The sequence below is a fragment of the Qaidamihabitans albus genome (assembly GCF_016464705.1).
GTDB lineage: Bacteria > Actinomycetota > Actinomycetes > Mycobacteriales > Pseudonocardiaceae > Qaidamihabitans > Qaidamihabitans albus.
In genome coordinates, this window is sequence record NZ_JAEHOB010000003.1 from 309,137 (window position 1) to 330,086 (window position 20,950).

At 71.3% G+C, this 20,950-nt stretch carries 24 protein-coding genes; 10 read left to right on the top strand and 14 right to left on the bottom strand.

The features are described from left to right. The first annotated feature begins 36 nt into the window (after positions 1 to 36). Complete coding sequence (locus JAP66_RS07790; protein ID WP_199430916.1) at positions 37 to 408, top strand: DUF742 domain-containing protein; 372 nt, start codon at positions 37 to 39, stop codon at positions 406 to 408. Beyond that, the gene (locus tag JAP66_RS07795; RefSeq protein ID WP_199430917.1) at positions 389 to 982 is read left to right on the top strand and encodes a GTP-binding protein; all 594 of its coding nucleotides are present in this window, start codon (positions 389 to 391) and stop codon (positions 980 to 982) included. Before JAP66_RS07790 ends, JAP66_RS07795 begins: the two co-directional genes overlap by 20 nt. A 54-nt stretch (positions 983 to 1,036) precedes the next feature. On the opposite strand, the gene JAP66_RS07800 is transcribed toward JAP66_RS07795, so the two are convergent. The 4 genes from JAP66_RS07800 to JAP66_RS07815 are packed head-to-tail and all read right to left on the bottom strand — an operon-like array spanning position 1,037 to position 3,705. Beyond that, a complete protein-coding gene (locus JAP66_RS07800) occupies positions 1,037 to 1,591 on the bottom strand; it encodes a DUF305 domain-containing protein (protein WP_199430918.1) in 555 nt (184 codons plus the stop codon). 55 nt (positions 1,592 to 1,646) lie between these two features. Further along, positions 1,647 to 2,042, bottom strand: a complete 396-nt coding sequence (locus tag JAP66_RS07805; protein ID WP_307849481.1) for a hypothetical protein — start codon at positions 2,040 to 2,042, stop codon at positions 1,647 to 1,649. 42 nt (positions 2,043 to 2,084) lie between these two features. Beyond that, positions 2,085 to 2,789, bottom strand: coding sequence for a 2OG-Fe dioxygenase family protein (locus JAP66_RS07810; protein WP_199430919.1), 705 nt, complete (start codon positions 2,787 to 2,789; stop codon positions 2,085 to 2,087). 46 nt (positions 2,790 to 2,835) lie between these two features. Continuing rightward, positions 2,836 to 3,705: a helix-turn-helix domain-containing protein gene (locus JAP66_RS07815; RefSeq protein WP_199430920.1), complete on the bottom strand. Its 870-nt coding sequence runs from the start codon at positions 3,703 to 3,705 to the stop codon at positions 2,836 to 2,838. 368 nt (positions 3,706 to 4,073) lie between these two features. On the opposite strand from JAP66_RS07815, the gene JAP66_RS07820 reads away from it, so the two are divergent. After that, on the top strand, positions 4,074 to 4,517 hold the full coding sequence (locus tag JAP66_RS07820; protein WP_199430921.1) for an SH3 domain-containing protein: 444 nt from the start codon (positions 4,074 to 4,076) through the stop codon (positions 4,515 to 4,517). 49 nt (positions 4,518 to 4,566) lie between these two features. Here JAP66_RS07820 and JAP66_RS07825 read toward each other — a convergent pair whose 3' ends face one another. From JAP66_RS07825 to JAP66_RS07840, 4 genes are all read right to left on the bottom strand, one after another. Beyond that, entirely contained in the window at positions 4,567 to 5,850 is a 1,284-nt protein-coding gene (locus tag JAP66_RS07825; protein WP_199430922.1) for a (Fe-S)-binding protein, read from the bottom strand. Further along, on the bottom strand, positions 5,847 to 6,977 hold the full coding sequence (locus JAP66_RS07830) for an FAD-binding oxidoreductase (RefSeq protein WP_199430923.1): 1,131 nt from the start codon (positions 6,975 to 6,977) through the stop codon (positions 5,847 to 5,849). Before JAP66_RS07830 ends, JAP66_RS07825 begins: the two co-directional genes overlap by 4 nt. Beyond that, positions 6,974 to 8,425, bottom strand: coding sequence for an FAD-linked oxidase C-terminal domain-containing protein (locus JAP66_RS07835; protein WP_199430924.1), 1,452 nt, complete (start codon positions 8,423 to 8,425; stop codon positions 6,974 to 6,976). Before JAP66_RS07835 ends, JAP66_RS07830 begins: the two co-directional genes overlap by 4 nt. A gap of 104 nt (positions 8,426 to 8,529) precedes the next feature. Then, positions 8,530 to 8,970 carry an Hsp20/alpha crystallin family protein gene (locus tag JAP66_RS07840; RefSeq protein WP_199430925.1) on the bottom strand — a complete coding sequence of 147 codons (441 nt, stop codon included), beginning with the start codon at positions 8,968 to 8,970 and terminating at the stop codon, positions 8,530 to 8,532. Positions 8,971 to 9,085: 115 nt separating this feature from the next. Between JAP66_RS07840 and JAP66_RS07845 the strand changes: the two genes are divergently transcribed. From JAP66_RS07845 to JAP66_RS07855, 3 genes are all read left to right on the top strand, one after another. Next, a complete protein-coding gene (locus JAP66_RS07845) occupies positions 9,086 to 9,697 on the top strand; it encodes an HSP18 transcriptional regulator (protein WP_199430926.1) in 612 nt (203 codons plus the stop codon). A gap of 62 nt (positions 9,698 to 9,759) precedes the next feature. Further along, positions 9,760 to 10,632 carry a non-homologous end joining protein Ku gene (gene ku, locus JAP66_RS07850; protein ID WP_199430927.1) on the top strand — a complete coding sequence of 291 codons (873 nt, stop codon included), beginning with the start codon at positions 9,760 to 9,762 and terminating at the stop codon, positions 10,630 to 10,632. A 74-nt stretch (positions 10,633 to 10,706) separates the two neighbouring features. After that, complete coding sequence (locus JAP66_RS07855; RefSeq protein WP_199430928.1) at positions 10,707 to 10,913, top strand: hypothetical protein; 207 nt, start codon at positions 10,707 to 10,709, stop codon at positions 10,911 to 10,913. Here the strand turns inward: JAP66_RS07855 and JAP66_RS07860 are convergent. Genes JAP66_RS07860 through JAP66_RS07875 form a run of 4 tightly spaced genes read right to left on the bottom strand, consistent with a single transcriptional unit; the run spans position 10,883 to position 15,792 of the window. Next, the gene (locus JAP66_RS07860) at positions 10,883 to 12,208 is read right to left on the bottom strand and encodes a cytochrome P450 (RefSeq protein WP_199430929.1); all 1,326 of its coding nucleotides are present in this window, start codon (positions 12,206 to 12,208) and stop codon (positions 10,883 to 10,885) included. The two genes, JAP66_RS07855 and JAP66_RS07860, sit on opposite strands and share 31 nt — an antisense overlap. Next, a complete protein-coding gene (locus tag JAP66_RS07865) occupies positions 12,205 to 12,402 on the bottom strand; it encodes a hypothetical protein (RefSeq protein WP_199430930.1) in 198 nt (65 codons plus the stop codon). Before JAP66_RS07865 ends, JAP66_RS07860 begins: the two co-directional genes overlap by 4 nt. Before the next feature lie 40 nt (positions 12,403 to 12,442). Further along, a complete protein-coding gene (locus JAP66_RS07870; protein WP_199430931.1) occupies positions 12,443 to 13,504 on the bottom strand; it encodes an acetate/propionate family kinase in 1,062 nt (353 codons plus the stop codon). Continuing rightward, positions 13,501 to 15,792, bottom strand: coding sequence for a phosphoketolase family protein (locus JAP66_RS07875; protein WP_199430932.1), 2,292 nt, complete (start codon positions 15,790 to 15,792; stop codon positions 13,501 to 13,503). Before JAP66_RS07875 ends, JAP66_RS07870 begins: the two co-directional genes overlap by 4 nt. 106 nt (positions 15,793 to 15,898) lie before the next feature. Between JAP66_RS07875 and JAP66_RS07880 the strand changes: the two genes are divergently transcribed. Next, positions 15,899 to 16,372, top strand: a complete 474-nt coding sequence (locus JAP66_RS07880) for a hypothetical protein (protein ID WP_199430933.1) — start codon at positions 15,899 to 15,901, stop codon at positions 16,370 to 16,372. On the opposite strand, the gene JAP66_RS07885 is transcribed toward JAP66_RS07880, so the two are convergent. Both JAP66_RS07885 and JAP66_RS07890 read right to left on the bottom strand, forming a co-directional pair. Beyond that, positions 16,341 to 16,748, bottom strand: a complete 408-nt coding sequence (locus tag JAP66_RS07885; protein WP_307849482.1) for a DUF6401 family natural product biosynthesis protein — start codon at positions 16,746 to 16,748, stop codon at positions 16,341 to 16,343. The two genes, JAP66_RS07880 and JAP66_RS07885, sit on opposite strands and share 32 nt — an antisense overlap. Before the next feature lie 122 nt (positions 16,749 to 16,870). Further along, positions 16,871 to 17,872, bottom strand: a complete 1,002-nt coding sequence (locus JAP66_RS07890) for an ABC transporter substrate-binding protein (protein WP_199430934.1) — start codon at positions 17,870 to 17,872, stop codon at positions 16,871 to 16,873. 111 nt (positions 17,873 to 17,983) lie between these two features. Between JAP66_RS07890 and JAP66_RS07895 the strand changes: the two genes are divergently transcribed. From JAP66_RS07895 to JAP66_RS07905, 3 genes are read left to right on the top strand one after another with little or no spacing between them, the layout of a single operon-like run. After that, entirely contained in the window at positions 17,984 to 19,036 is a 1,053-nt protein-coding gene (locus tag JAP66_RS07895; RefSeq protein WP_199430935.1) for a FecCD family ABC transporter permease, read from the top strand. Beyond that, the gene (locus tag JAP66_RS07900) at positions 19,033 to 20,115 is read left to right on the top strand and encodes a FecCD family ABC transporter permease (protein WP_199430936.1); all 1,083 of its coding nucleotides are present in this window, start codon (positions 19,033 to 19,035) and stop codon (positions 20,113 to 20,115) included. Before JAP66_RS07895 ends, JAP66_RS07900 begins: the two co-directional genes overlap by 4 nt. Next, on the top strand, positions 20,112 to 20,918 hold the full coding sequence (locus JAP66_RS07905) for an ABC transporter ATP-binding protein (RefSeq protein ID WP_199430937.1): 807 nt from the start codon (positions 20,112 to 20,114) through the stop codon (positions 20,916 to 20,918). Before JAP66_RS07900 ends, JAP66_RS07905 begins: the two co-directional genes overlap by 4 nt. Positions 20,919 to 20,950 lie beyond the last annotated feature (32 nt).

Here is a 20,950-nt window from a genome sequence, read left to right on the forward strand (position 1 = left end):
CGTATGCCCCCGGGAGCGCGAGGGGCGTCCCTCGCCATGAGTGGGCAGGACGAGGCGTGGTTCGACGACGCGGCCGGCCCGCTGGTCCGGCCCTACGCGGTGACGGGTGGCCGCACCCGCACCGACAACTTCGGCCTCGACCTGATCACGCTCGTGGTGGCGCTGCCTTCCGTGGCCGAGGCCGCGGGTATGGCCCCGGAGTATGCGAAGATCGTGCGCCTTTGCCAGCGGCCGATGTCGGTGGCCGAGGTCGCCGCTCGAATCGATCTGCCCCTGCCGGTGGTCAAGGTGCTGCTGAGTGATTTGATCGAACAGAATTACGTCATCTTCCGAACGGCGGCACCTGCCACCGACACCCCCAACAAACACGTACTGCAGGCGGTTCTTGATGGCATCCGGAAACTCTGAACACCGGCGGAGCCTGACCGCGACAGCGGTGAAGCTCCTCGTCGCGGGTGGGTTCGGAGTAGGGAAGACGACGATGGTCGGCTCGGTCAGTGAGGTTCCGCCGCTGCGGACCGAGGAGGTGCTGACCTCGGCCTCGGAGGGCGTGGACGACCTCTCCGGCGTCGAGCGGAAGACCACCACCACCGTGGCCCTCGACTTCGGCCGAATCACGATCAACCCCGAGCTGATCCTCTACCTGTTCGGCACACCCGGGCAGGACCGGTTCTGGTTCATGTGGGACGAGCTCGCGCAGGGCGCGCTCGGCGCCGTCGTGCTCGCCGATACCCGCAGGCTGGAGAGCTGCTTCCCGGCCGTGGACTTCTTCGAGCGCCGCGGCCTCCCGTTCGTCGTCGGCGTGAACTGCTTCGACGGCGCGTACCGGTACGGCACGGAGGAGGTGCGGGCGGCGCTGGACGTCGACATGGCCGTGCCGCTGCTGCTGTGCGACGCACGCGACCGGGACTCGACGAAGCAGGTACTGGTCACGCTGATCCAGCACGTCATGGCGCACGCCGAACTGGCGACCAGCGGCTAGCGCGGCCGCGCCCCGATGTGGCATCCGGTGCGAATGCCACATCGGGGGTGGCGGTCAGCCCTCGCCGAGCAGGTGGTTCATCATGTCGATCTCCGCCTGTTGCGCGTCGACGATCGCCCTGGCGAGCTCCTTGGCGCCGGGGTGCGCGCCCTCGGCCAGCTCGGTACGGGACATGTCGATCGCACCGCGGTGGTGCTCGATCATCATCCGCAGCCACATCCGGTCGAACGCGGGGCCTTTGGCGCCGGTGAGCTCTTCGAGGTCGGTGTCGGCCATCATGCCGGGCATGTCACCGTGACCGGCGCCGTGCGCCTCGGCGGCCGGTGCGTCCCACTCCGCCAGCCACGCCGTCATCCGCTCGATCTCCGGGGCCTGCGCGCGCTGGACCCGTTCGGCGAGCTCGGCGACCCGCCGATCGCTCGTGCGCTCCCGCACGAGGCCCGCCATCTCCACCGCCTGCTGGTGGTGCGGAATCATGTCGCGGGCGAACGTCACGTCCGCCTCGTTGCCGGTGCTGCCGGTGCCTTCGGTACCGCCGCCGGCACAGCCGGCCGCGAGCGCGCCCGCGGCGACCGCGGACAGCACGAAGCCCATCGTCTTCTTCAACATCGAATTTCCTTGCCTGTCAGGGTGTCGGAGGTGAATGAGCGCGGAACGCGGCCCATCACACCCGCAGCACGCAGGCAAGGTGCAGGATCGCGCGCCCGCTCCGGGGCGGTGGCGCGCGGGCAGGAGCCTTGACGGTCCGGCCCCGCGCTACCGGAGCCGGACCTTCGGCGCGGGCGAGCAGCCACCACGTCAGGACGAGCCCGGCAGCGGCGAAGAGCACGGCGAGGCAGAGATGCAGCAGGTCCCCGGCGTGGCCGGGTGCCGGATGTCCGTCGGCGGGCGGCTCGGCCTGCGCGGTGGAGACGGCGGCGCTGACAGCGCTGACGGCATGCCCGGTGGAGCCGTCGTGGCCGGGGGAACCGGTCCCGGTGTGGTGCATCAGGATCACGCCGAGGACGAGGGCGCACAGCAACAGCCACCTGCCGCACACGTTCATCCCGCCCCGGCCCACGCCGCAACGATAGCCCGCCGCCCTCGTGAGTGCGTAGGCGAGTTAGAACTCGCGCCGCCACTCACGAGGCGGGTAGGTGTGCTCGTAGTTCACGGTGCACACGAGCGCGTCACGGCGGGCGGCGCCGTCCGGAGCGGGCTCCAGCGGCGTGACGTTGTGCCAGAACCGGTTGTCCTCGAACACCAGCAGGTCGCCCGGTTCCAGCGTGCTCCGGCACACCGGGACGGCCGCCTCCGCGGTCTCGTAGAGCCTGGTCTCGGCACCACTGCCGACCTTGTCGAGGACGTAGATGAAGATGATCCGCTCGCCGTCCTGGTGCGGCTTCGTGACGACGTTGGTGAACGTCCGGAAGAGGTTCACCCCGAACGTGCCGCGCCGGTCGCGCCACGGCACGGGCACCAGCGCGAGCACCGACCTGATCCACTGCTCGAAGACCGGATCGGCGAGCACCCGCACCCGTCCGTACTCGCGGGGTTCGGGCCGCTCGCCGCGGTTCTCGATGGTGATCGTGTCGTGCTCGTCGAGGCGGACGTCGTCACCGTGCCATTCGAACCGGACGACATCGCGTGCCCTTTTCCGGTCCGCGGGGAGGTCGCCCAGGTAGGACCTCAGCACCCCGTCGTGGAAGAACTTTCGCCGCAGGTGTTCCCGGCCTTCCAGGGAGAAACCGAACTCCTTCTCGTTGAGGACGGCGTAGCCCGTGTTCAGCAGCCTGCGCCGGTCCTCGGCCAGAGACTCGTCTGTCATGAATTGGTCCAAAGTGTCGAAAATGCGCGGGGAATTGGTTGTCCTGCTAGGAGAAATGCTGCTGCTTCACCGTGTTGATGAGCGCGCGCGACTCGTCGGGCGTCAGCGAGTGGCCGCGAAGGTCCTCGTGATAACGCCGGTACTCCGCTGTTTCCTCGGGTGAGCCGAGGCCGCGGAAGCCCGCGTGGTTCTCGATGTGCACGAGCCCGCTGTCGGAATCCTCCTCGAACTCGAAGATGGCGTACATGCACGTGAACGTCATCAGCGGCGGAGCGCTGAACGGAAAGATCCGCAACTCGATGTTGGGGGCCGTCGACCGCTCGACGAGGTGGTCGAGCTGTGCGCGCATGATCTCCGGCGAGCCGACCAGTTGCCGGATGCTGGACTCGTGGGTCACCGCGATCAGGTGCAGCGGTGCCTGCCCTTCCCGCCGGCTCAGCGCGCGCTGCCGCTTCATGCGCAGTTCGACGAGCTTGTCGATCTCCGCGGCGGGGTGCCACTGTTCGGTACTCCGGTAGTAGGCGCGCGCGTAGTCGGCCGTCTGCAGGAGAACCGGGAGCGCCGGGATGGTGTAGACGCGGGCGACCGATGCCTCGGCCTCGTAGTCGACGTGCTCGCCGAGTTCGTCGGGGATCTCCCGGCTGTAGGCGGTCCACCAGGGCTCTTCCTGGGCAGCTCTGGTCCACCGCCGCAACTGGTCGGCGAGTTTCGTGCCCTCGATGCCGTAGAGCCGGATCAGATCGCGGACGTCTCGCTGCTGCGGGCGGCCCTGGGCGTTCTCCAGTCGGGACAGCTTCGACGTGGAGACCATCAGCTCCGCGGCCACGTTCTCCAGCGTCCTGTCGGCCTGCTCGCGCAGGCGGCGCAGCTCGTCGCCGAGACGCTTGCGTGGGACCACGCGGCCGTAGGCAGCCATCGGACCTCGTTCGGGGTGAAGAACCGCCGGATATCTCGCAGTGGGAAATCCTCGTGGGAATCCCATTGCGGGATCCTAGAGCACGACCGGTCCGAAGCATACTGGAGGCCAGGGGCTGAACGAGTGAAAAATCGCTGCGATGTCGCCGTCGGCCCGGACCACCTGTCATCAGCGCTGGGCCGGTCGGGTGATGCCTGCTGGGATGCTCGCTATGGGAATTGCATGGCGGGCATGCAGTACGGGACACTGGATCTGCGGTTCCCAGGCAAGATCCCAGCGGTGTCCACGGTCGAGGAGGCAGCGAGTACGAACACAGGCGATCAGCTCGGGGACTCGCTCCTAGCCCGTCGAGCGGAGGAGGACCAGCCATGTTCGTGTCGTTGCGACTGGGATTGTTCGTCCGCGTGGTGCTGGTCGCCGCGTTCATCGCCGGTGCGCTGATGTTGGTGCTCAGCGCCCGGACGCAGCCGGAGGCCACCCAGCCGGGGCCCTCCGCCCCGACGTCCGAGAACGTCCGTGGCTCCGAACGGCCCGCGGTGGAGGTCGGCTACCGCGTTTCGGGCACCGGCGGCGCGGGCCTGAACCTGCGTGCCTGCCCCGATGTCGACTGCGTGAAGGTCGGCAGGCTGGACGAGGGAGCGGCGTTCGTCGCCACCTGCTGGCAGCCGGGCAGCGACGTCTCCGGCAACACGATGTGGCTGAGCGGCGAGGTGGACGGCCGCGCCGGTTTCGCCGCGGCCCACTACCTCCGGCCGGACACCGCCGCGGGCGCCCCGGCCTGCCCGGACCCCGCAGCCACCCTCGCCCGCTGAACTGCCATGAAAGACTCGTTACTGGCACTTTTCGCCAGTAACGAGTCGTTCATGGCAGCTGACGGCCCTGGAGGGCGGCGTCGAGGAGCTGGACCGGGTGCAGCATCGGGACACCATCCAGGTAGCGGGCGATCTGGAGCAGGCAGCCCGGGTTGGCGGTGACGAGCAGGTCGGGCCGCGCGGCCCGGATGTTGGCCGCCTTGCGCTCGCCGAGCTCGGCGGCGGGCTCCGGCTGCACCATGTTGTAGATCCCCGCCGAGCCGCAGCAGATCTCCGCCTCGGGCAGGTCCACCACCTCCAGCTCGGGGATCGTGCGCAGCACCGCCCTCGGCTCGTCGCGGATGCCCTGCGCGTGCCCGAGGTGGCATGCGTCGTGATAGGCGACCCTGGCCCGCACCGGGTGCCGTGGCGCGCGTGGCCCCAGCTCGGCGAGCAGCTCGCTGACGTCGCGGACCTTCGCACTGAACCGCCGCGCGCGCTCCGCCCACTCGGGGTCGTCGGCGAGCAGGTGGCCGTACTCCTTCATCGACGAGCCGCAGCCGGCGACGTTGACCACGATGTGGTCCACGGGCAGCGAGTCGAACGTCTCGATCGTGCGCTTCGCGTGCTTGACGGCGTGTGGTTCGCGCCCGGCATGCAATCCGAGCGCACCGCAGCAGCCCTGCTCGCGCGGGGTCAGCACCTCGCAGCCCTCCGCCGCGAGCACCCGCTGCGTGGCCACGTTGACCTCGTGGAAGAACACGTCCTGCACACAGCCGGACAGCATCGCGACCCGCGCCCGCGCAGGCCCCTCCGGTCGCACCCGCCTTGGCAGCTTGGCGAAGGCGTTCCGCAGCGTCACCGGCGGCATCAGCGCCTGCGCCGCTCGCAGCCGCGGCGGCAGCACGCGCTCGGCCAGCCGCGCGAGGCCCAGCTTCTGGTAGGCGGCCCCGAAGACCGAGGCCGCGCGCAGCCGCCGCCGGTACGGGAACAGCGCGAAGATGCCGTCACGGAACAGCCGGTCCGCCCTCGTGCGGCGCACGTTGCGCTCGATCTGCGGCCGGGTGGCCTCCAGCAGCCGGTCGTACTGCACTCCGGACGGGCACGAGGTCACGCATGCCATGCACCCGAGGCACGCGTCGATGTGCTCGGTGAACGCGCCCTCCAGCTCGATCTCACCGCGCTCGGCCAGGTCCATCAGGTAGATCCGGCCGCGCGGCGAGTCCATCTCCTCGCCCCACAGCTGGTAGGTCGGGCACGTGGGCAGGCAGAACCCGCAGTGCACGCAGTCGTCGAGCAGCTCCCGCGACGGCGGGTGCAGCGCGTCGAAGCTGGAGTCGGCCGGATTGGTCAAGAGAGTGCCTTCCCGCTGGTGAACCACAACTCGAAGCGGCCGGGGCACAGCCGCCCTTGCGGGTCCAGCTCGTCCTTCAACGCCGTCAGCACCCGCACCGCCGACGGGGCCTGTCCCCACGCGCGCAATGCCCCGGCCGGGCGCTGCCGCAGCACCGACGTGCCGCCCGCGGCGGTCACCGCGTCGTGCGTCCGTTCGACGTCGCCGGGTGCGACGGTCACCGTGCCGATACCGGTGCCGAGACCGCCGGTGCCACCGGTGCCGGCCGGGTCGCCCAGCAGGCCCGGCAGCCTGCTCGGCCGGCAGCCGATCCGTGCCACCGCCCGGTCCTCCGGCGGTGAGTCCACGAGTTCGGCATGGCGTGCCCATGCGGCCTCGGCGGCGTCCTCGGACAGCACGGAGCCGCGGGTCAGCTCGGCAAGTTGCCGCGCCCTGACCTCGGTGCCCTCGGGGGTGCCCTCCACCCGGACCAGCAGCGAGCCGTCGGCCCATTCCAGCGCGACCGGCTCCAGCGCGCTGCCCAGCACCGCGGCGGCCCGCTCGGCGGCGGTGCTCAGCGGGCAGTCGAGCCGGACGGAGCGCTGCGCGGCCGGGATCGGGTGCAGCCGGAGCACGACCTCGGCGAGCAGGCCGAACGCGCCGTACGAGCCGTGCAGCAGCTTGGTCAGGTCGTACCCGGCGACGTTCTTGATGACGTGCCCGCCGCTGCGCGCGACCGTACCGTCGGCGAGCACCGTCGTGGCGCCGATCATCAGGTCGCGCAGCGAGCCGTAGCCGAGCGCGAGCGGGCCCGAGTCGGCGGTGGCCACCAGCCCGCCGACGGTGGCGCCGCGGGCGACCCTGGCCGCGTCGAACGCGAGGCGCTGACCGTGGCCCGCGAGCTCCTCCTGCAGCTCACGCACCGGCGTGCCCGCGCGCACCCCGACGGTCATGTCGGCCGGGTTGTAGGCGAGCACGCCGGTCAGCCCGGTGGTGTCGAGCACGGTCGGCGCGGGTTCCGGGCTGCCCGCCCAGCCTGCCGCCGTGCCGGTGCCGCGGATCCGTACCGCGCCCGCGGTGTCGGCCAGCGCGTCGCGGGCACCGCGCAGGTCGGTGGGGGTGAGCACGGCCGGTGTCGTCGTGGTCATAGCCGCTCGATCACTCCCGCCTCCTCCAGCGGATGCGGCCGGTAGACGCCGGGCCGCTCGCCGCACAGCCGGGGGGTCGGCAGCAGCTTGCCCGGGTTGCACAGGTGGCGGGGGTCGAACGCCGAGCGCACCCGGTCCATCGTCGCCAGGTCGTCCACGCCGAACATGCGGGGCATCGAGCACGCCTTGTCGGTGCCGATCCCGTGCTCGCCGGAGAGTGACCCGCCGAGCTCGACGCACAGCTCCGCGATGTCCTTCGACAGCTCTTCGGCGCGCTCCAGCTCACCGGCGTCGGCGTCGAACAGCACGAGCGGATGCAGGTTGCCGTCGCCGGCGTGGAAGACGTTGGCGACGCGCAGCCCGGCGGCGTCGCCCATCTCGGCGATGCGGTCGAGCACCTCGGCCAGCCGGGTCCTCGGCACGACGCCGTCCTGCACGATGTAGTCGGCGCTGATCCGGCCGACCGCCGCGAACGCGGCCTTGCGGCCCTTCCAGATCTTCGCGCGTTCCGCGGCGTCGCCCGCGATGTGCAGCCGGGTGCAGCCGTGCCGATCGCAGATCTCCTTGACCTGCTCGAACTGCTCGCCGCATTCGGCGGCGGGGCCGTCCAGCTCGACGACGAGCGCGGCCGGGGTGTCCAGGGTGTAGCCGGCGCCGACGGCCTTCTCCGCCGCCTGGATGGCGAGGTTGTCCATCATCTCGACGGCGGCGGGCACGATCCCGGCGGCGACGATGTCGCTGACCACCTCGCCCGCAGCCGGAACCGAGGGGAAGTCGGCGAGCAGGGTGCGTACGGTCTCCGGGACCCGCAGCAGCCGCACGGTGATCTCGCAGACGACGCCGAGGGTGCCCTCCGAGCCGAGGAAGACGCCCCGCAGGTCCGGGCCGAGCTGCTCGCCGCTGTCCCCGCCGAGCGTGACGATCTCGCCGTCCGGCAGGACGACGGTCATGGCGAGGACGTGGTTGGTGGTGAAGCCGTACTTGAGGCAGTGCGCACCACCGGAGTTCTCCGCGACGTTGCCGCCGATGGTGCAGACCTGCTGGCTGGAAGGGTCGGGGGCGTAGTAGAGGCCGTGCGGCGCCGCGGCCTTGGTGATGTCGAGGTTGGTGACGCCGGGCTCCAGCACGGCGCGCCGGTCGACGGGGTCGACGTCGAGCACGCGGCGCAGCCGTTGCAGGGAGATCACCACACCGTCGGCCACCGGCATGGCCCCGCCGGAGAGGCCGGTCCCTGCGCCGCGGGCGACGAAGGGCACGCCGTGCTCGTGGCAGACCCGCACGGCCGCGGCGACACTCTGGGTGTCGAGCGGGAGGACGACGAGCGCGGGCACCTGCCGGAACCCGGTCAGCCCGTCACATTCGTAGCTGCGCAGGCCGACCGGGTCCGAGATGACGTTGCCCGGCCCGACCGCGGACACCAGGGCCTGCCGGACAGCCTCGTCGAGCATCAGGAAAAGGTACCTCCGTCTTGCAGGAGGTAGTCAAGGGCTCATGAGTGCGCAGGCGAGTTAGAACTCGCGTGCGCACTCACGAGGTGCCAGCGGCGCGGCGGTCAGGCGTTGATCTCCTTGCGGCTGTTGTCCGTGCCCTCGATGGCGATCTTGCGCGGCTTGGCCTGCTCGGCGACCGGGATGCGCACCGTCAGCACCCCCGCGTCGTAGCTCGCGTGGATGTTGTCGGTGTCGAGCGACTCGCCGAGGAAGAGCTGCCGCGAGAACGCGCCGAGCGGGCGCTCGGACACCTGCATCTCGACGTTGTCGCCGGTCGCCAGCGGCCGCCGCTCCGCCTTCACCGTCAGCACGTTGCGCTCGACGTCGAGCTCGATCGCGTCGGGCGATACGCCGGGCAGGTCGAACGCCACGACGAACTCGTCGCCGGAGCGGTAGGCGTCGATCGGCATCGTGCTCGGCCGCGACCAGGTAGCGGCCGTGTTTCCGAAGACCTGCTGGGCCAGGCGGTCCAGCTCACGGAACGGGTCGGTGCGCATCAACATCGGTCCCACCTCCTGCTGATTCTGTTGTTCATGTCGACGCGCGATGTCGGCGATTCCGTTTGTAGCACGTCGTCGTTCCGTTGACAAGTGAGTCTGTCGTCGCGATGATGACAACATGACGAACGGCAGCGGTGGCAGCGACTACGAGCGGTTGCGCACGGTGGTGGTGGGGGCGGAGGCCGGCGAGCGGCTGGAGGCCGACCAGGTGCTCGCCGCGCTCGTGCTGCTGCGCCGGCTGCGCGACGACCTCACCGGCTGGGAGCCACAGCTGATCGCGGCCGCCCGTGAGCTGGGCACGAGCTGGGCGGACCTCGCGCCCGCGCTCGGCGTGGCGAGCAGGCAGGCCGCCGAGCGCCGCTACCTGCGCCTGCGCCCGGGGGACCCCGGGCTGCCGACGGCCGACGCCCGCGTGCAGGCCGCGCGGGACCGGCGGGCGGGCGACCGCGCGGTGGCGGTGTGGGCCAGGGAGAACTCCGCGGCGCTGCGCAGGCTCGCCGGTCAGGTGGGTGCCCTGGAGGATCTCGGTGCGCCCGCGCAGGCGCACGTCGATCGCGTGCAGGACGCGCTCGACGAGGGTGACGCCGCCGCCCTGCTGCCGCCGCTGGCCGGTGCGTCCCCGCACCTTGCGGCCAGCCATCCCGCGCTGGCCGAGCGGATCGACGACGTCACCGAGCGCACCGAACGCCTCCGCCGCGACACCCAGGACCGCCGCGACCGGCCTCGCTGACCCGTCCGCGCGAGCAGCTGAGGAGGTATCGCTGAGCTGCGATAACGCGTACCTTTTCGCATATGCGGGCAATGTGGAAGGGTGCGGTGTCGTTCGGGCTCGTCACGATCCCGATCCATCTCTACGCGGCTACGGAGAGCAAGAACGTCTCGTTGCGCCAGGTGCACGAGTCCGACGGTGGCCGTATCCAGTACAAGCGGTTCTGCACGGTCGAGGGCACCGAGGTGCCGTACGCCGAGATCGCCAAGGGCTACGAGCTGGCCGACGGCGGGATGGTCGTGCTCACCGACTCCGAGCTCGCCGAGTTGCCGCTGCCGACATCGAAGAGCATCGACGTCCAGGAGTTCGTGCCGCTCGAGGCCATCGACCCGATCTACTACGACAAGAGCTACTACCTGGAACCCCAGAAGGCGGCGCTCAAACCGTACGTGCTGCTGCGCGACGCGCTGGCCAAGTCCGGCCAGGTCGCCATCGCCAAGATCGCCATCCGGCAGCGCGAGTCGCTCGCCGTGCTGCGGGTGCTCTCCGACGTGCTCGTGCTCACCACCGTGCTGTGGCCGGACGAGGTCCGCACCCCGGACTTCGCCTTCCTCAAGGAAGAGGTGCCGCAGGCGCGCCCGCAGGAGCTGACGATGGCCGGCTCGCTGATCGACTCCCTTTCCGACTCGGTCTTCGAGCCGTCCAAGTACCAGGACAGCTACCGCGAGGCGCTGATGTCACTCATCGAGTCGAAGATCGCCGGTGCCGAGACCACCGCGCCGCAGACGGAGACCGCGAAGGCCGAGGTCACCGACCTGATGGCCGCGCTGGAGGCCAGCGTCTCGGCGGCCAAGAAGTCGCGGCGGCCCGCCAGGTCCAACAGCCCGGGCAAGTCCGACAAGCCGGCCAAGCCCGCGGCGCGCAAGTCACCCCGGAAACCGGCCAAGGGAGCCTGAGCGGCGCATCGGCGAACGCGACACACCCGCCCGTCCTCCACCGTTCGGTCGTAGCAGGGTGGTACCAAAGTCGCATGACCTGTGCGAGCTGCGAAACCGGCCTCGACCACTGCCACGGCACGCTGGTGTGGCACGGTGACGGCGCAGCCGAGTGCACCGATCACGGTTGCGCCGGTCTCGACTCGATGCGCCACGCCCTGGTGATCGACTGCGAGGCCGTGGACGGCGGCTGCGGCTGCACGGAGCCGGTCTACGCCGGTGAGCTGCTGTGGGCCTCCTGAACCGCGAACCGTAGCCCGAAGTTGTCGAAGGTCGCCGGGATGGGCCGCCGCGGGCTCAGCGTCCGGGGCGCCAGCAGCTCGTATTCCCGGTTCTCCACCAGCGCCGCGAGCATGGTGCTCGCCACGAACAGCGCCAGGTTCTGCCCGGGGCATTCGCCCGGCCCGTCACTGAACGGGACCAGTGCGGGATCCTCCTGCGCCCGCCCGTCGAGCCAGACGTCCGGGGCGAACCGGTCGGCGTAGGGCACCCGCTCGCGGTCGCGGTGGAAGAACGGGCTGAAGACGAAGAACAACGTCGCGGCCGGAAGCCGCTCGCCGCGCCATTCGGTGGACGCCGTGCTCTCCCGCAGCACGGCCGGGGTGGTCGGCCACAGCCGCACCGCATCCAGCGCGCACGCCCGCAGGTACGGCAGCCGCCGGGGCCCCTCACCCTCGCGCGCCTCCTCCCTGGCGCGGGCGGCCTGATGGGAATGCGTCGCCAGCAGCGCCAGCGTCCGCATCGTGGTCATGCCCACCGCGTCGAACGCGAACAGCCAGTGCGGAACCTGACCGTACGGGTCGACGCCGGGTTCGGCGACCGTGTCCGCTATCTTGCCCGCGAGGCTGCCGCTCTCGGCGCGGTCGAGGTGCCCGGCCAGCCGCTGGCGGAACCGCTCGCGCGAGTGCCGGTCCTTCGGCCGAAGGTAGGCCCAGTTGCCGTGGTAGCGCAGCGTGGCCAGGAGGTCGGTCAGCTCGCTGTCGCCGGCCGCGCCGTCGCCGAGGACGATGCGGCGCACGATCCGCCACCACGTGACGTTGAATCTGTCCCAGTCCAGCCGCGCGCCCGCGCCGGCGAGCAGCCGGGCGGTCTCCTCGCGCACCACGTCGTGCGCCCGGCCGGTGGCCGAGTGCAGCGCCTGCGTCCATTCGAGCGTCGCCTCGTTGAACCGGCGCCGCGGCTCACGTTCGCCACCGCCGGTGGTCAGCACCGCATGCGGCTGGAAGTGGCTCAGTGCCGCCGTCTTCTCCATCGCGGCGGGGTGGAAGGGGGAGGGCGAGCGCTCCAGCACCCGGCCGACGTCCTGACCTTCGAGCACCAGCGCGATCGAGCGGCGGGGCACCCGCAGCAGCAGCGGCCCCGGACCGTATCGCTCGCGCAGCCGCCGCAGCAGCCGTATCGCGTGGCGGTCCGCGTCGAGCCGCCCCGTCAGTGCCATCACCTTCGGCCGCCGCTTCAGCACACCTCCCGCCAGTGTCGGCAGGACGACCTGCCCGGCGACGCGGAGGGTGTCCGCCGCGTTCGCCCGGTTCGTCATCGGTCCCGCTGGGCGGGCACGAGCTTGCCGTCCTCGGGCCGCAGACCGAGGGCCGCGAGCAGCTCCGCGCACTCCTCGGCATCCGCCGCCGCGGACGCCACCGCACGCGCCGCGCGGTAGCGCTTGCGGGCGTCCGGCTCCTCGCTCTGCGGCAGTACCGGCTTCGGGTTCTTGCTGGGCGCTTGTGGCTTCACGAAAGACTCCCGCGGTCGGAGATCACTGTGGTAGAGGCAGTTACCCGCTCGTCGTGTTCACTACACGTGCGGTCTCGTACGCGAGCTGCAGTTCCTCCCTGGCCTCCACGATCAGCAGCGGCACCCGTTCCCCGACGCCAAGCACGCCGAGACCGGCGCACAGCGCCTCCGCGACCTCGGGCTGGTTGTTGCTGATGTCGCCGGTGAGCACGAGCGCGTCGAGCCGGTCGAGGCTCGCGGCCACGGCACCCAGCTCGCGGCGAACCCGGTGGTTGAACACGTCCATCGCCAGCTGTGCGCTCTCGTCGCCTGCCCGCGCCGCCCGCACCAGGTCGCGGGTGTCGCCCGACCGGCCACCGGAGAGCCCGAGCAGGCCGGACCGCCGGTGCAGGCCCTCGTCGAGCTCGTCGAGCGAGAGCCGGTCGTCCTGGAGCAGCCAGAGCAGCATTCCGGGGTCGACCGTGCCGGACCGGGTGGACATCGCGGGCCCTTCCAGCGGGGTGAAGCCCATCGACGTGTCGACGCTGTGCCCGTCGCGCACGGCGCACACCGAGCAGCCGCCGCTGAGGTGGGCGATCAGCAGGTTCAGCTCCCAGGACGGCCGTTCGAGCAGCTCGGTGGCCCGGCGCAGTGCCCACGCGTAGGACAGCCCGTGGAAGCCGAAGCGGCGCAGCCCCCAGCGCTCGGTCCACTCCCGGGGCAGCGCGTACCGGCGGGCGTGCTCGGGCAGGTCGGCGTGGAAAGCCGTGTCCGGACAGACCACGTGCGGCACCCCGGGCAGCCGGTCGCGCAGGAAGTCCAGCAGTGCCAGCGAGTTCGGCACGTGCAATGGCGCGATCGAGGCCACCTCGCGCAGGGCGGCGACGACGTCGTCGTCCACAAGGGACGGGGCGACGACACTCGCCCCGCCGTGCACCAGCCGGTGCCCGACCGCGACCGGCTCGGTCATGCGCTCCAGCAGCGCCCCGAGTGCCTCGCGGGCCTCGGGCGAGTCGGCGGGATGCTCGACGTGCTCCTCGTCCAGCACCCGGAGGCCGCCAGGGTCGACGACGTGCGCGCGCAGGCTGGAGGAGCCCGCGTTCACCGTGAGGATCGCGTTCATGACCACCGCCAGTCGGTGAACTCGGCGGGATCCCTGCCGTCCCGGTACGCCCGTTGCCGCAGGTCGTCGCGGGTGCGGCGCAGCTTCCCGGCGACCTCGCCTGCCTCCGACGACCAGCCCGCGGCGTGGGAGATCGCCGAGGCCGCCAGGTCGTAGCGGCTCATCCGGTTGCTCACCAGCAGGTCGAACGGCGTGGTCGTGGTGCCCTCCTCGAGGTAGCCGTGCACGTGGAACCGGTTCGGCTCGCGCCTGCCGTGCAGCACCTCGTGTACCGCCGACGGGTAGCCGTGGAAGCCGAACACCACCGGCGCGTCGGCGCCGAACACCGCCTCGAAGTCCGGTTCCGCCATGCCGTGCGGATGCCGTTCGGCGGGGGCGAGCGTGAGCAGGTCCACGACGTTGACCACGCGTACCCGGAGCTCGGGTGCCTCCCGGCGGAGCAGCCAGGCCGCCGCCAGTGTCTCGGTCGTCGGAGTGGTGCCCGCGCAGGCGAGCACGACGTCCGGGGCGTGGCCGTCGTCGTTGCTCGCCCACCGCCACACGCCGGCACCGGCGCGGCAGTGCTCGCGGGCGGCGTCGAGGTCGAGCCACTGCGCTGTGGACTGTTTCGTGGCCACCACGACGTTGATCTGGTCGGTGGAGGCGAGGCAGCGGTGCAGGGTGTGCAGCAGCGTGTTCGCGTCCGGCGGCAGGTAGACCCGGGCCACCGTGGACTTCTTGGTGAGCATGTTGTTGATGAAGCCGGGACCCTGGTGGCTGTAGCCGTTGTGCTCCTGCCGCCAGCCCTCGCTGGTGAGCAGGTAGTTCAGGCTGGCGACCGGCTCCCGCCAGGCGACCTCGCGCGACATCTTGAGGAACTTCGCGTACTGGTTCACCATGCTGTCCACAATGGACGCGAATGCCTCGTAGCACGGGAACAACCCGTGCCTGCCGGTCAGCAGGTAGCCCTCCAGCCAGCCCTGGCAGAGATGTTCGGACAGCACCTCGAGGACGCGGCCGCCCGCGCCGAGGTGCTCGGCGTATCCGGGAAAGGGCCTGCCGAACGCCCGCGGGGTGGCTTCGAGCAGCGCGCCGAGCTTGTTGGACTCCAGCTCGTCGGGGCACACGACGCGGAAGTCGCGGCGGTCCTCGGTGCGGCGCACCAGCTCCGCGAGCCAGTCCGCGGCCGTCTCGGTGGCTCCCGCGTGGCGCGAGCCGGGCGCACCGGTGTCCACCGCGAACCCGGCCACGTCCGGCAGCGGCAGGTCGCGGCGCAGCAGGCCACCGTTGGCCTGCGGGACCTTGCCCAGCCGCAGCTCTCCCTCGGGCGGGAGGGCCAGGATGTCCTCGGCGGGCCTGCCGTCGGCGTCGAACAGTTCCTCCGGCCGGTACGAGCGCAGCCACGACTCCAGCAGTGCCAGCTCCTCCGGGTCGTCGTGGGCGTTGTCGAGGGGTACCTGGTGGGCACGGAAGGTGCCGGCCAGCGGGGTCCCGTCCGGGGTCCGATCGGGCGCACCCATGCCCTTCGGGCTGCGCAGCACGATCATCGGCTGGGTATCGAGGGCACGGTGCGCGGCGTCGAGCGCGGAGCCGAGCTCACGGTCGGGATCCGCCGCCTCGGTCACGTCCACGAGTCGCGGCGCCCAGCCGCTGCCGCGGAAGTAGTCGATGAGCTCGCCGTCGGACATCGACGCGTAGATCGACGGCGAGGCGATCTTGTAGCCGTTCAGGTGCAGGATCGGCAGCACCGCGCCGTCCGTCGCGTGATCGAGGAACTTGGGGCTGTGCCAGGACGCCGCGGTTGGGCCGGTCTCCGCCTCGCCGTCGCCGACCACGCAGGCGACGAGCAGGCCGGGGTCGTCGAGCGCCGCGCCGAACGCGGTGGCGAGGGCGTAACCGAGCTCGCCGCCCTCGTGGATCACGCCGGGGACCTCGGGGGAGAGGTGGCTGGGGAAGCCGCCGGGCCAGGAGAACCGGCGGACCAGCTCGGCCATGCCCTTGCCGTCGAGGGAAAGTCCGGCGTCGTACTCGGCGTGCGTGCCCTCCAGCCACAGGTTCGCGTGGATCGCGGGCGCGCCGTGCCCCGGACCGGTGACCAGCAGCGTGCGCCGGCCGGTGCGCCGGATCAGCCGGTTGAGCGCGCTGTGGACGAGCGTCAGACCCGGGCACGTGCCCCAGTGGCCGAGCGGGCGCGGCTTGAGGTGTTCCGGCCGTAGCGGCTCGCGGAGCAGCACGTTGTCCTGCAGGTAAATCATGGCCGCGGCCAGGTAGTCGCACGCGCGGCGATAGCGGCTCGGCTCGACCGTCATCGGTTCCGACTACCCGCTGTTGTGCCGCGGAAACGTGTCGTTTCCCAGCGAAGCCGTCCGGGTACCCGCGGTACGTGGCGCTCTGCCACACGGAAAGGAGGCTACGGTGGCTACCGACCTTTACCTGATCTTTCTCGCCATCGGCGTGCTGATGATCGTGGCGGATGGCGTGCTCATCTACCGCAGTGGCCGGCGCTACCTGAGCTCCGCGGACGGTGACACGACTGCGGGCGGTTCACTTGGCCGGCTCGTCGTGGTGCTCTTCCACCTGGTGATGTTCGGGTTCCTCGCGTTGCTGTCGGTGTTCGACTTCGATTTCGGTGACGGCAACTCGGTGCGGGCCGTGGTCGGCAACCTCGGCGTACTGCTGCTGGTGCTCGCCATCGTGCACGCGGTGATGATCGCGGTGCTCTCGAATCTCCACGACAACCAGGCCGTCGAGGACCGGATGGCAAACCGCGGCGGCGTGCCCGGCAGCACGAACGCCGACATCCAGCGCGGTCCGGTCGTCGCGCCGGTGCCCGGGCAGAAGGGCAGGGACCCGCGCGTCAGCCCGTCCATAGAGAATGAGAGGTACTGACCCCGCTGAGCCGCGGCCGCGGCCCTTTCGGTTCCCGCGACGCGAGGTCGTAGCAGGCGAGCAGGCGCAGGCCGTACCACTCCTCGTGATCCCAGGCCGCAGCCGTCCGGGGCGGCTGCCATCCCTGCCGCAGGGCCTGTGCCCGGATTTCGTAGGCACGGCCCGCGAGCAGGACCAGCCGGGTCACGGGCACGGCGCGCTCGAACTCGGCCTCCTCGGCGCGGATCTCCTCGGTCACCGAGGTGCGGTGCCGGTCGAACGGTCCGCGCAGGGAGGGCTGGGCGGCGAGTGCCGCCCAGCCCGCCTGCAGCTCCTCGGCCATCCGGCTCAGCCAGCGGCGCGCCGAGCGGTCGGTCGCCGCATCCAACCAGCCCACTCACTGATAATGACCGCCGGTGCATCTGGACGCTACCCAGCGGCACCAATGGGGGAACCGATGCGCGTGCCCCTCGTGAGTGTGAAACCGAGTTCTAACTCGGTTTCACACTCACGAGGGCGTCAGCGCGCCGGATCGACGCCGAACTGCTTCGCGAGGTCGTCGAGCATGACGTGCGCGCCCTGCAGGCTCACCGACACGTACCAGGTGTCGTCGTCGACGTCGGTGATCTCGCCCTCGAGGGTGCCCCAGAGCGGGTTCGACTGGAACTTGGCCTTGGGGTCCTCGGCCTGCTGTGTCTCGTCGGCGTAGTTGGACACGAAGATCCGGTCCGCGTCCAGGTCGGCGATCTTCTCCTGGCTGAGGTCCACCGCGATCTGGTCGGTGGTGTCCGGCTGGCTCTCCGGGCGGCGGAGCCCGACGTCGGACATCACGATGCCCGGGAACGACTTGCTGCTGTAGAGCCGGACCGTCGGCTCACCCTCGATGAAGCGCACCAGCGAGTACGTCGGCATCGTGCCGTGCTCGGCCTTGATGGCCTCCCCGATCTTCTGCGCGCGCTGCTCGTAGGCGCCGATCTTCTGCTCGGCGAGGTCCTCCTTGCCGAGCGCCCTGGCCAGCAGGCGGATGTTCTCCTTCCACGTCGCGCCGGTGGTCTCGCTGAACACCGTCGGGGCGACGTTCGACAGCTCGCCGTACAGCTCCTCGTGCCGCACCTTCGCCGAGACGATCAGGTCCGGCTGGATGTCGTAGAGCTGCTCGACGTCCGGGCTCGACAGCTGCCCGATCATCCGCGCGTCCTGCCCGTACTTCGCGTCCTCGCCGAGGTAGTCGGGCAGCCCTTCGTAGGTTGGGTACTTGGTGTAGGCCACCACCTCGGTCTCCAGCGCCAGTGCCGCGTCGACGTAGCTGGAGTCGAGCGCGGCGACCGTCTGCGGCCGGTTCTCGATCGTCGTCTCACCCATCGCGTGCTGGATGTTGAGCGGATAGCCGCCGTCGCCCGCGGCGGCGGACGGATCGGCGGCCTCCTCGTCGGGCGAGCACGCGGTCAGGGCGAGGCAGGCGACGGCGGCCGCGGCGAGACCGGCGCGCCACGACCGGCGTGGGCGGGACAGACGGGTCATCTGCGATCCTTTGCGTTCGGTTAGGCTTTCCTAACGGTCTGGGTCACCGGACCATAAGCGCACACCGGCGCTGTGCAAAAGGGTTCGTAACGTGGACGACAGGAGCTGGCGATGGGCGTCACCCTCGCCGCGCGGCCGGCGACCGTGCGCGACGGCTCCGGCCGCCGACGGCTCCGGGTGCGGCGGCTGGTGGCCCTGTTCGCGCTGCTGCTCGCCCTGCTCGCGGCCGTCACGCTGAGCATCGTCTACGGCGCCAGGTCCATCCCCTTCCACGCCGTGTGGCAGGCGCTGGCGAACCCGGCCGGTGGCGAGGCGGACATCATCGTCCGGTCGTTGCGCGGTCCCCGCACGCTGGTCGGCGTGCTGGTCGGGCTCGCGCTCGGCGCGGGCGGCGCGCTGATGCAGGGGCACACCCGCAACCCCATCGCCGACCCCGGCCTGCTCGGCGTCAACCAGGGCGCGGCGTTCGCGATCGTGCTCGCCGTCGTGGTCTTCGGCGTGCACAGCCTGTACGGCTTCATCTGGTTCGGCTTCGCGGGAGCGCTGCTCGCCGCCGTGGTGGTGTTCCTGCTCGGCGCCGTCGGCGGCCGGGGCGCCACCCCGGTTACGCTCGCGCTGGCCGGCGCCGCCGTCAGCGCGCTGCTCTACGGGCTGATCTCGGCGATCGTGCTCGGCAACCGGCAGGGCATGGAGATCTACCGGTTCTGGCACGTCGGCTCGATCGCAGGCCGCGACTTCGCGGTCGCCGGCCAGATCGCTCCGTTCCTGCTGGTCGGGCTCGTCCTGGCGGTCGCCAACACGCCCGGGCTGAACACGCTCGCGCTGGGCACGGACGTGGCGACCTCGCTCGGCCAGAACATCCGCCGCACCAGAATCGTGGGCGTCCTCGCGATCACGCTGCTGGTCGGGACCGCCGTCTCCGCCTGCGGGCCGATCGCGTTCCTCGGCCTGATCGTGCCGCACCTCGCCCGCGCGATCACCGGGCCGGACTACCGCTGGCTGGTTCCATTCGCGGCGCTGCTCGGCGCGATCCTGCTGCTCGTCGCCGACGTGGCCGGGCGGCTCGTCTCCGGTGACCGGCTGGAGGTCGGCATCATGCTCGCCCTCGTCGGCGCGCCCGTGTTCATCCATCTGGTGCGGCGGAGGGGCCTGGTGCGCATATGAGGGGCGTGCGGGAGGTGCCCGCGCTACCCGGTCGCAAGGAGCTGCGGGCCGGGCCCGCGGCATGGACGTTCCGGCCGCGCGTGGTCGCGGTGCCGATCGCCGGTGCGGCGTTGCTCGTGCTGGTGGCCGCGCTGAACATCGGCAAGGGCAGCTCGCACATCGAGGTGCTCGACGTCCTGCGCACGCTGCTCGGCGGAGGCGACCGCAGGGAGAGCGGGATCATCTTCGACCTGCGGCTGCCGCGCACGCTGGCGGGGGTGCTCGTCGGGGCCGCGTTCGGCCTCGCCGGCGCGATCTTCCAGACCATCGCGCGCAACCCGCTGGCCAGCCCGGACATCCTGGGCGTCACCTGGGGCGCGGGGGTCGGCGCGGTCGCGGTGATCGTGGTCGGCGGGTACCGCGGCCAGGTGAGCGGCGCCGCCGCGGAGATCGGGGTGCCGCTCGCCGCGCTGATCGGTGGTCTCGTGGCCGGGCTGCTGCTCTACGGCCTCTCCTGGCGGCGCGGCATCGACGGGTACCGGATGGTGCTGGTCGGCATCGGGCTGTCGGCGATCGGCTACAACGTCGTCTACTGGCTGCTCACCGTCGGTGACGTGGACGACGCGGCGCGCGCCACCACGTGGATCGTCGGCAACCTCGCCGACGTGGGCTGGGAGTCGGTCGGGCCGGTGGCCCTCGCGCTGGCGCTGCTGGCGCCGGTGACGCTGGGTTGCGCCCACCTGATGGACGGGCTCCAGTTCGGCGACGAGACCGCGCGTGGCCTCGGCATCCGCGTCGACGCCGCGCGGGGCACGCTGCTGCTGCTCGCCGCGGCCCTGGCCGCCGTGGCGACCGCGGCGGCCGGGCCGATCACGTTCGTCGCGCTGGCCACCCCGCAGATCGCCATGCGGCTCGCCCGCACGGCCCGGCCACCGCTGGCCGGGTCGATGGTCGTCGGTGCGCTGCTGATCGTTGGCGCGGACCTCACCGTCCGGATGGTGGCCCCGGACCTGCCGGTCGGCGTGCTGACCGCGATCCTCGGCGCGCCGTACCTGATCTATCTCTTCGCCCGGAGCCGTCGTTCGGAGGTGCGTGCGTGACCGAAGCCCGGTTGAAGGCCGACGGGATCCGGCTCGGCTACGGCGAGCGGGTCGTGGTCGACGATCTCGACCTCGACGTGCTCGACGGGTCCGTGACCGTGATCATCGGGCCGAACGGCTGCGGGAAATCCACCCTGCTGCGGGCGCTCGGGCGGCTGCTGCGCCCACGCGAGGGCGCCGTGCTGCTCGACGGCAAGCGGATCGACAAGCTGGCGACCAGGGAGGTCGCCAAGGTCGTCGGGCTGCTGCCACAGGCGCCCAGCGCCCCCGAGGGGCTGACCGTGGCCGACCTCGTCTCGCGGGGCAGGCATCCGCACCAGAGCTGGTACCGGCAGTGGTCGGCCGCCGACGAAGAGGCGGTCACCAGGGCGTTGTCGCTGACCGGAATGGCGGTGCACGCCGAGCGGATCGTCGACGAGCTCTCCGGTGGGCAGCGGCAGCGCGCGTGGATCTCGATGACGCTCGCGCAGGACACGTCGCTGCTCCTGCTCGACGAGCCGATCACCCACCTGGACCTGGCCCACCAGATCGACGTGCTCGACCTCGTGCACCGGCTGCACACCGAGCGCGGCACGACCGTGGTGATGGTGCTGCACGACCTGAACCTCGCCGCCCGTTACGCCGACACGCTCGTCGCCATGCGGGAGGGCCGGATCGTGGCCAGGGGCGAGCCGGGGGACGTGCTGTCCGAGCAGTTGCTGTCGGAGGTGTTCGACCTCGACGCCAAGGTCCTGCCCGACCCGGTCGCGGGCACCCCGCTCGTCGTACCGATCAGCGCGCACCTGCGGCCCGAACCCTCGTGAGTGCCTACGCGAGTTAGAACTCGCGTGCGCAC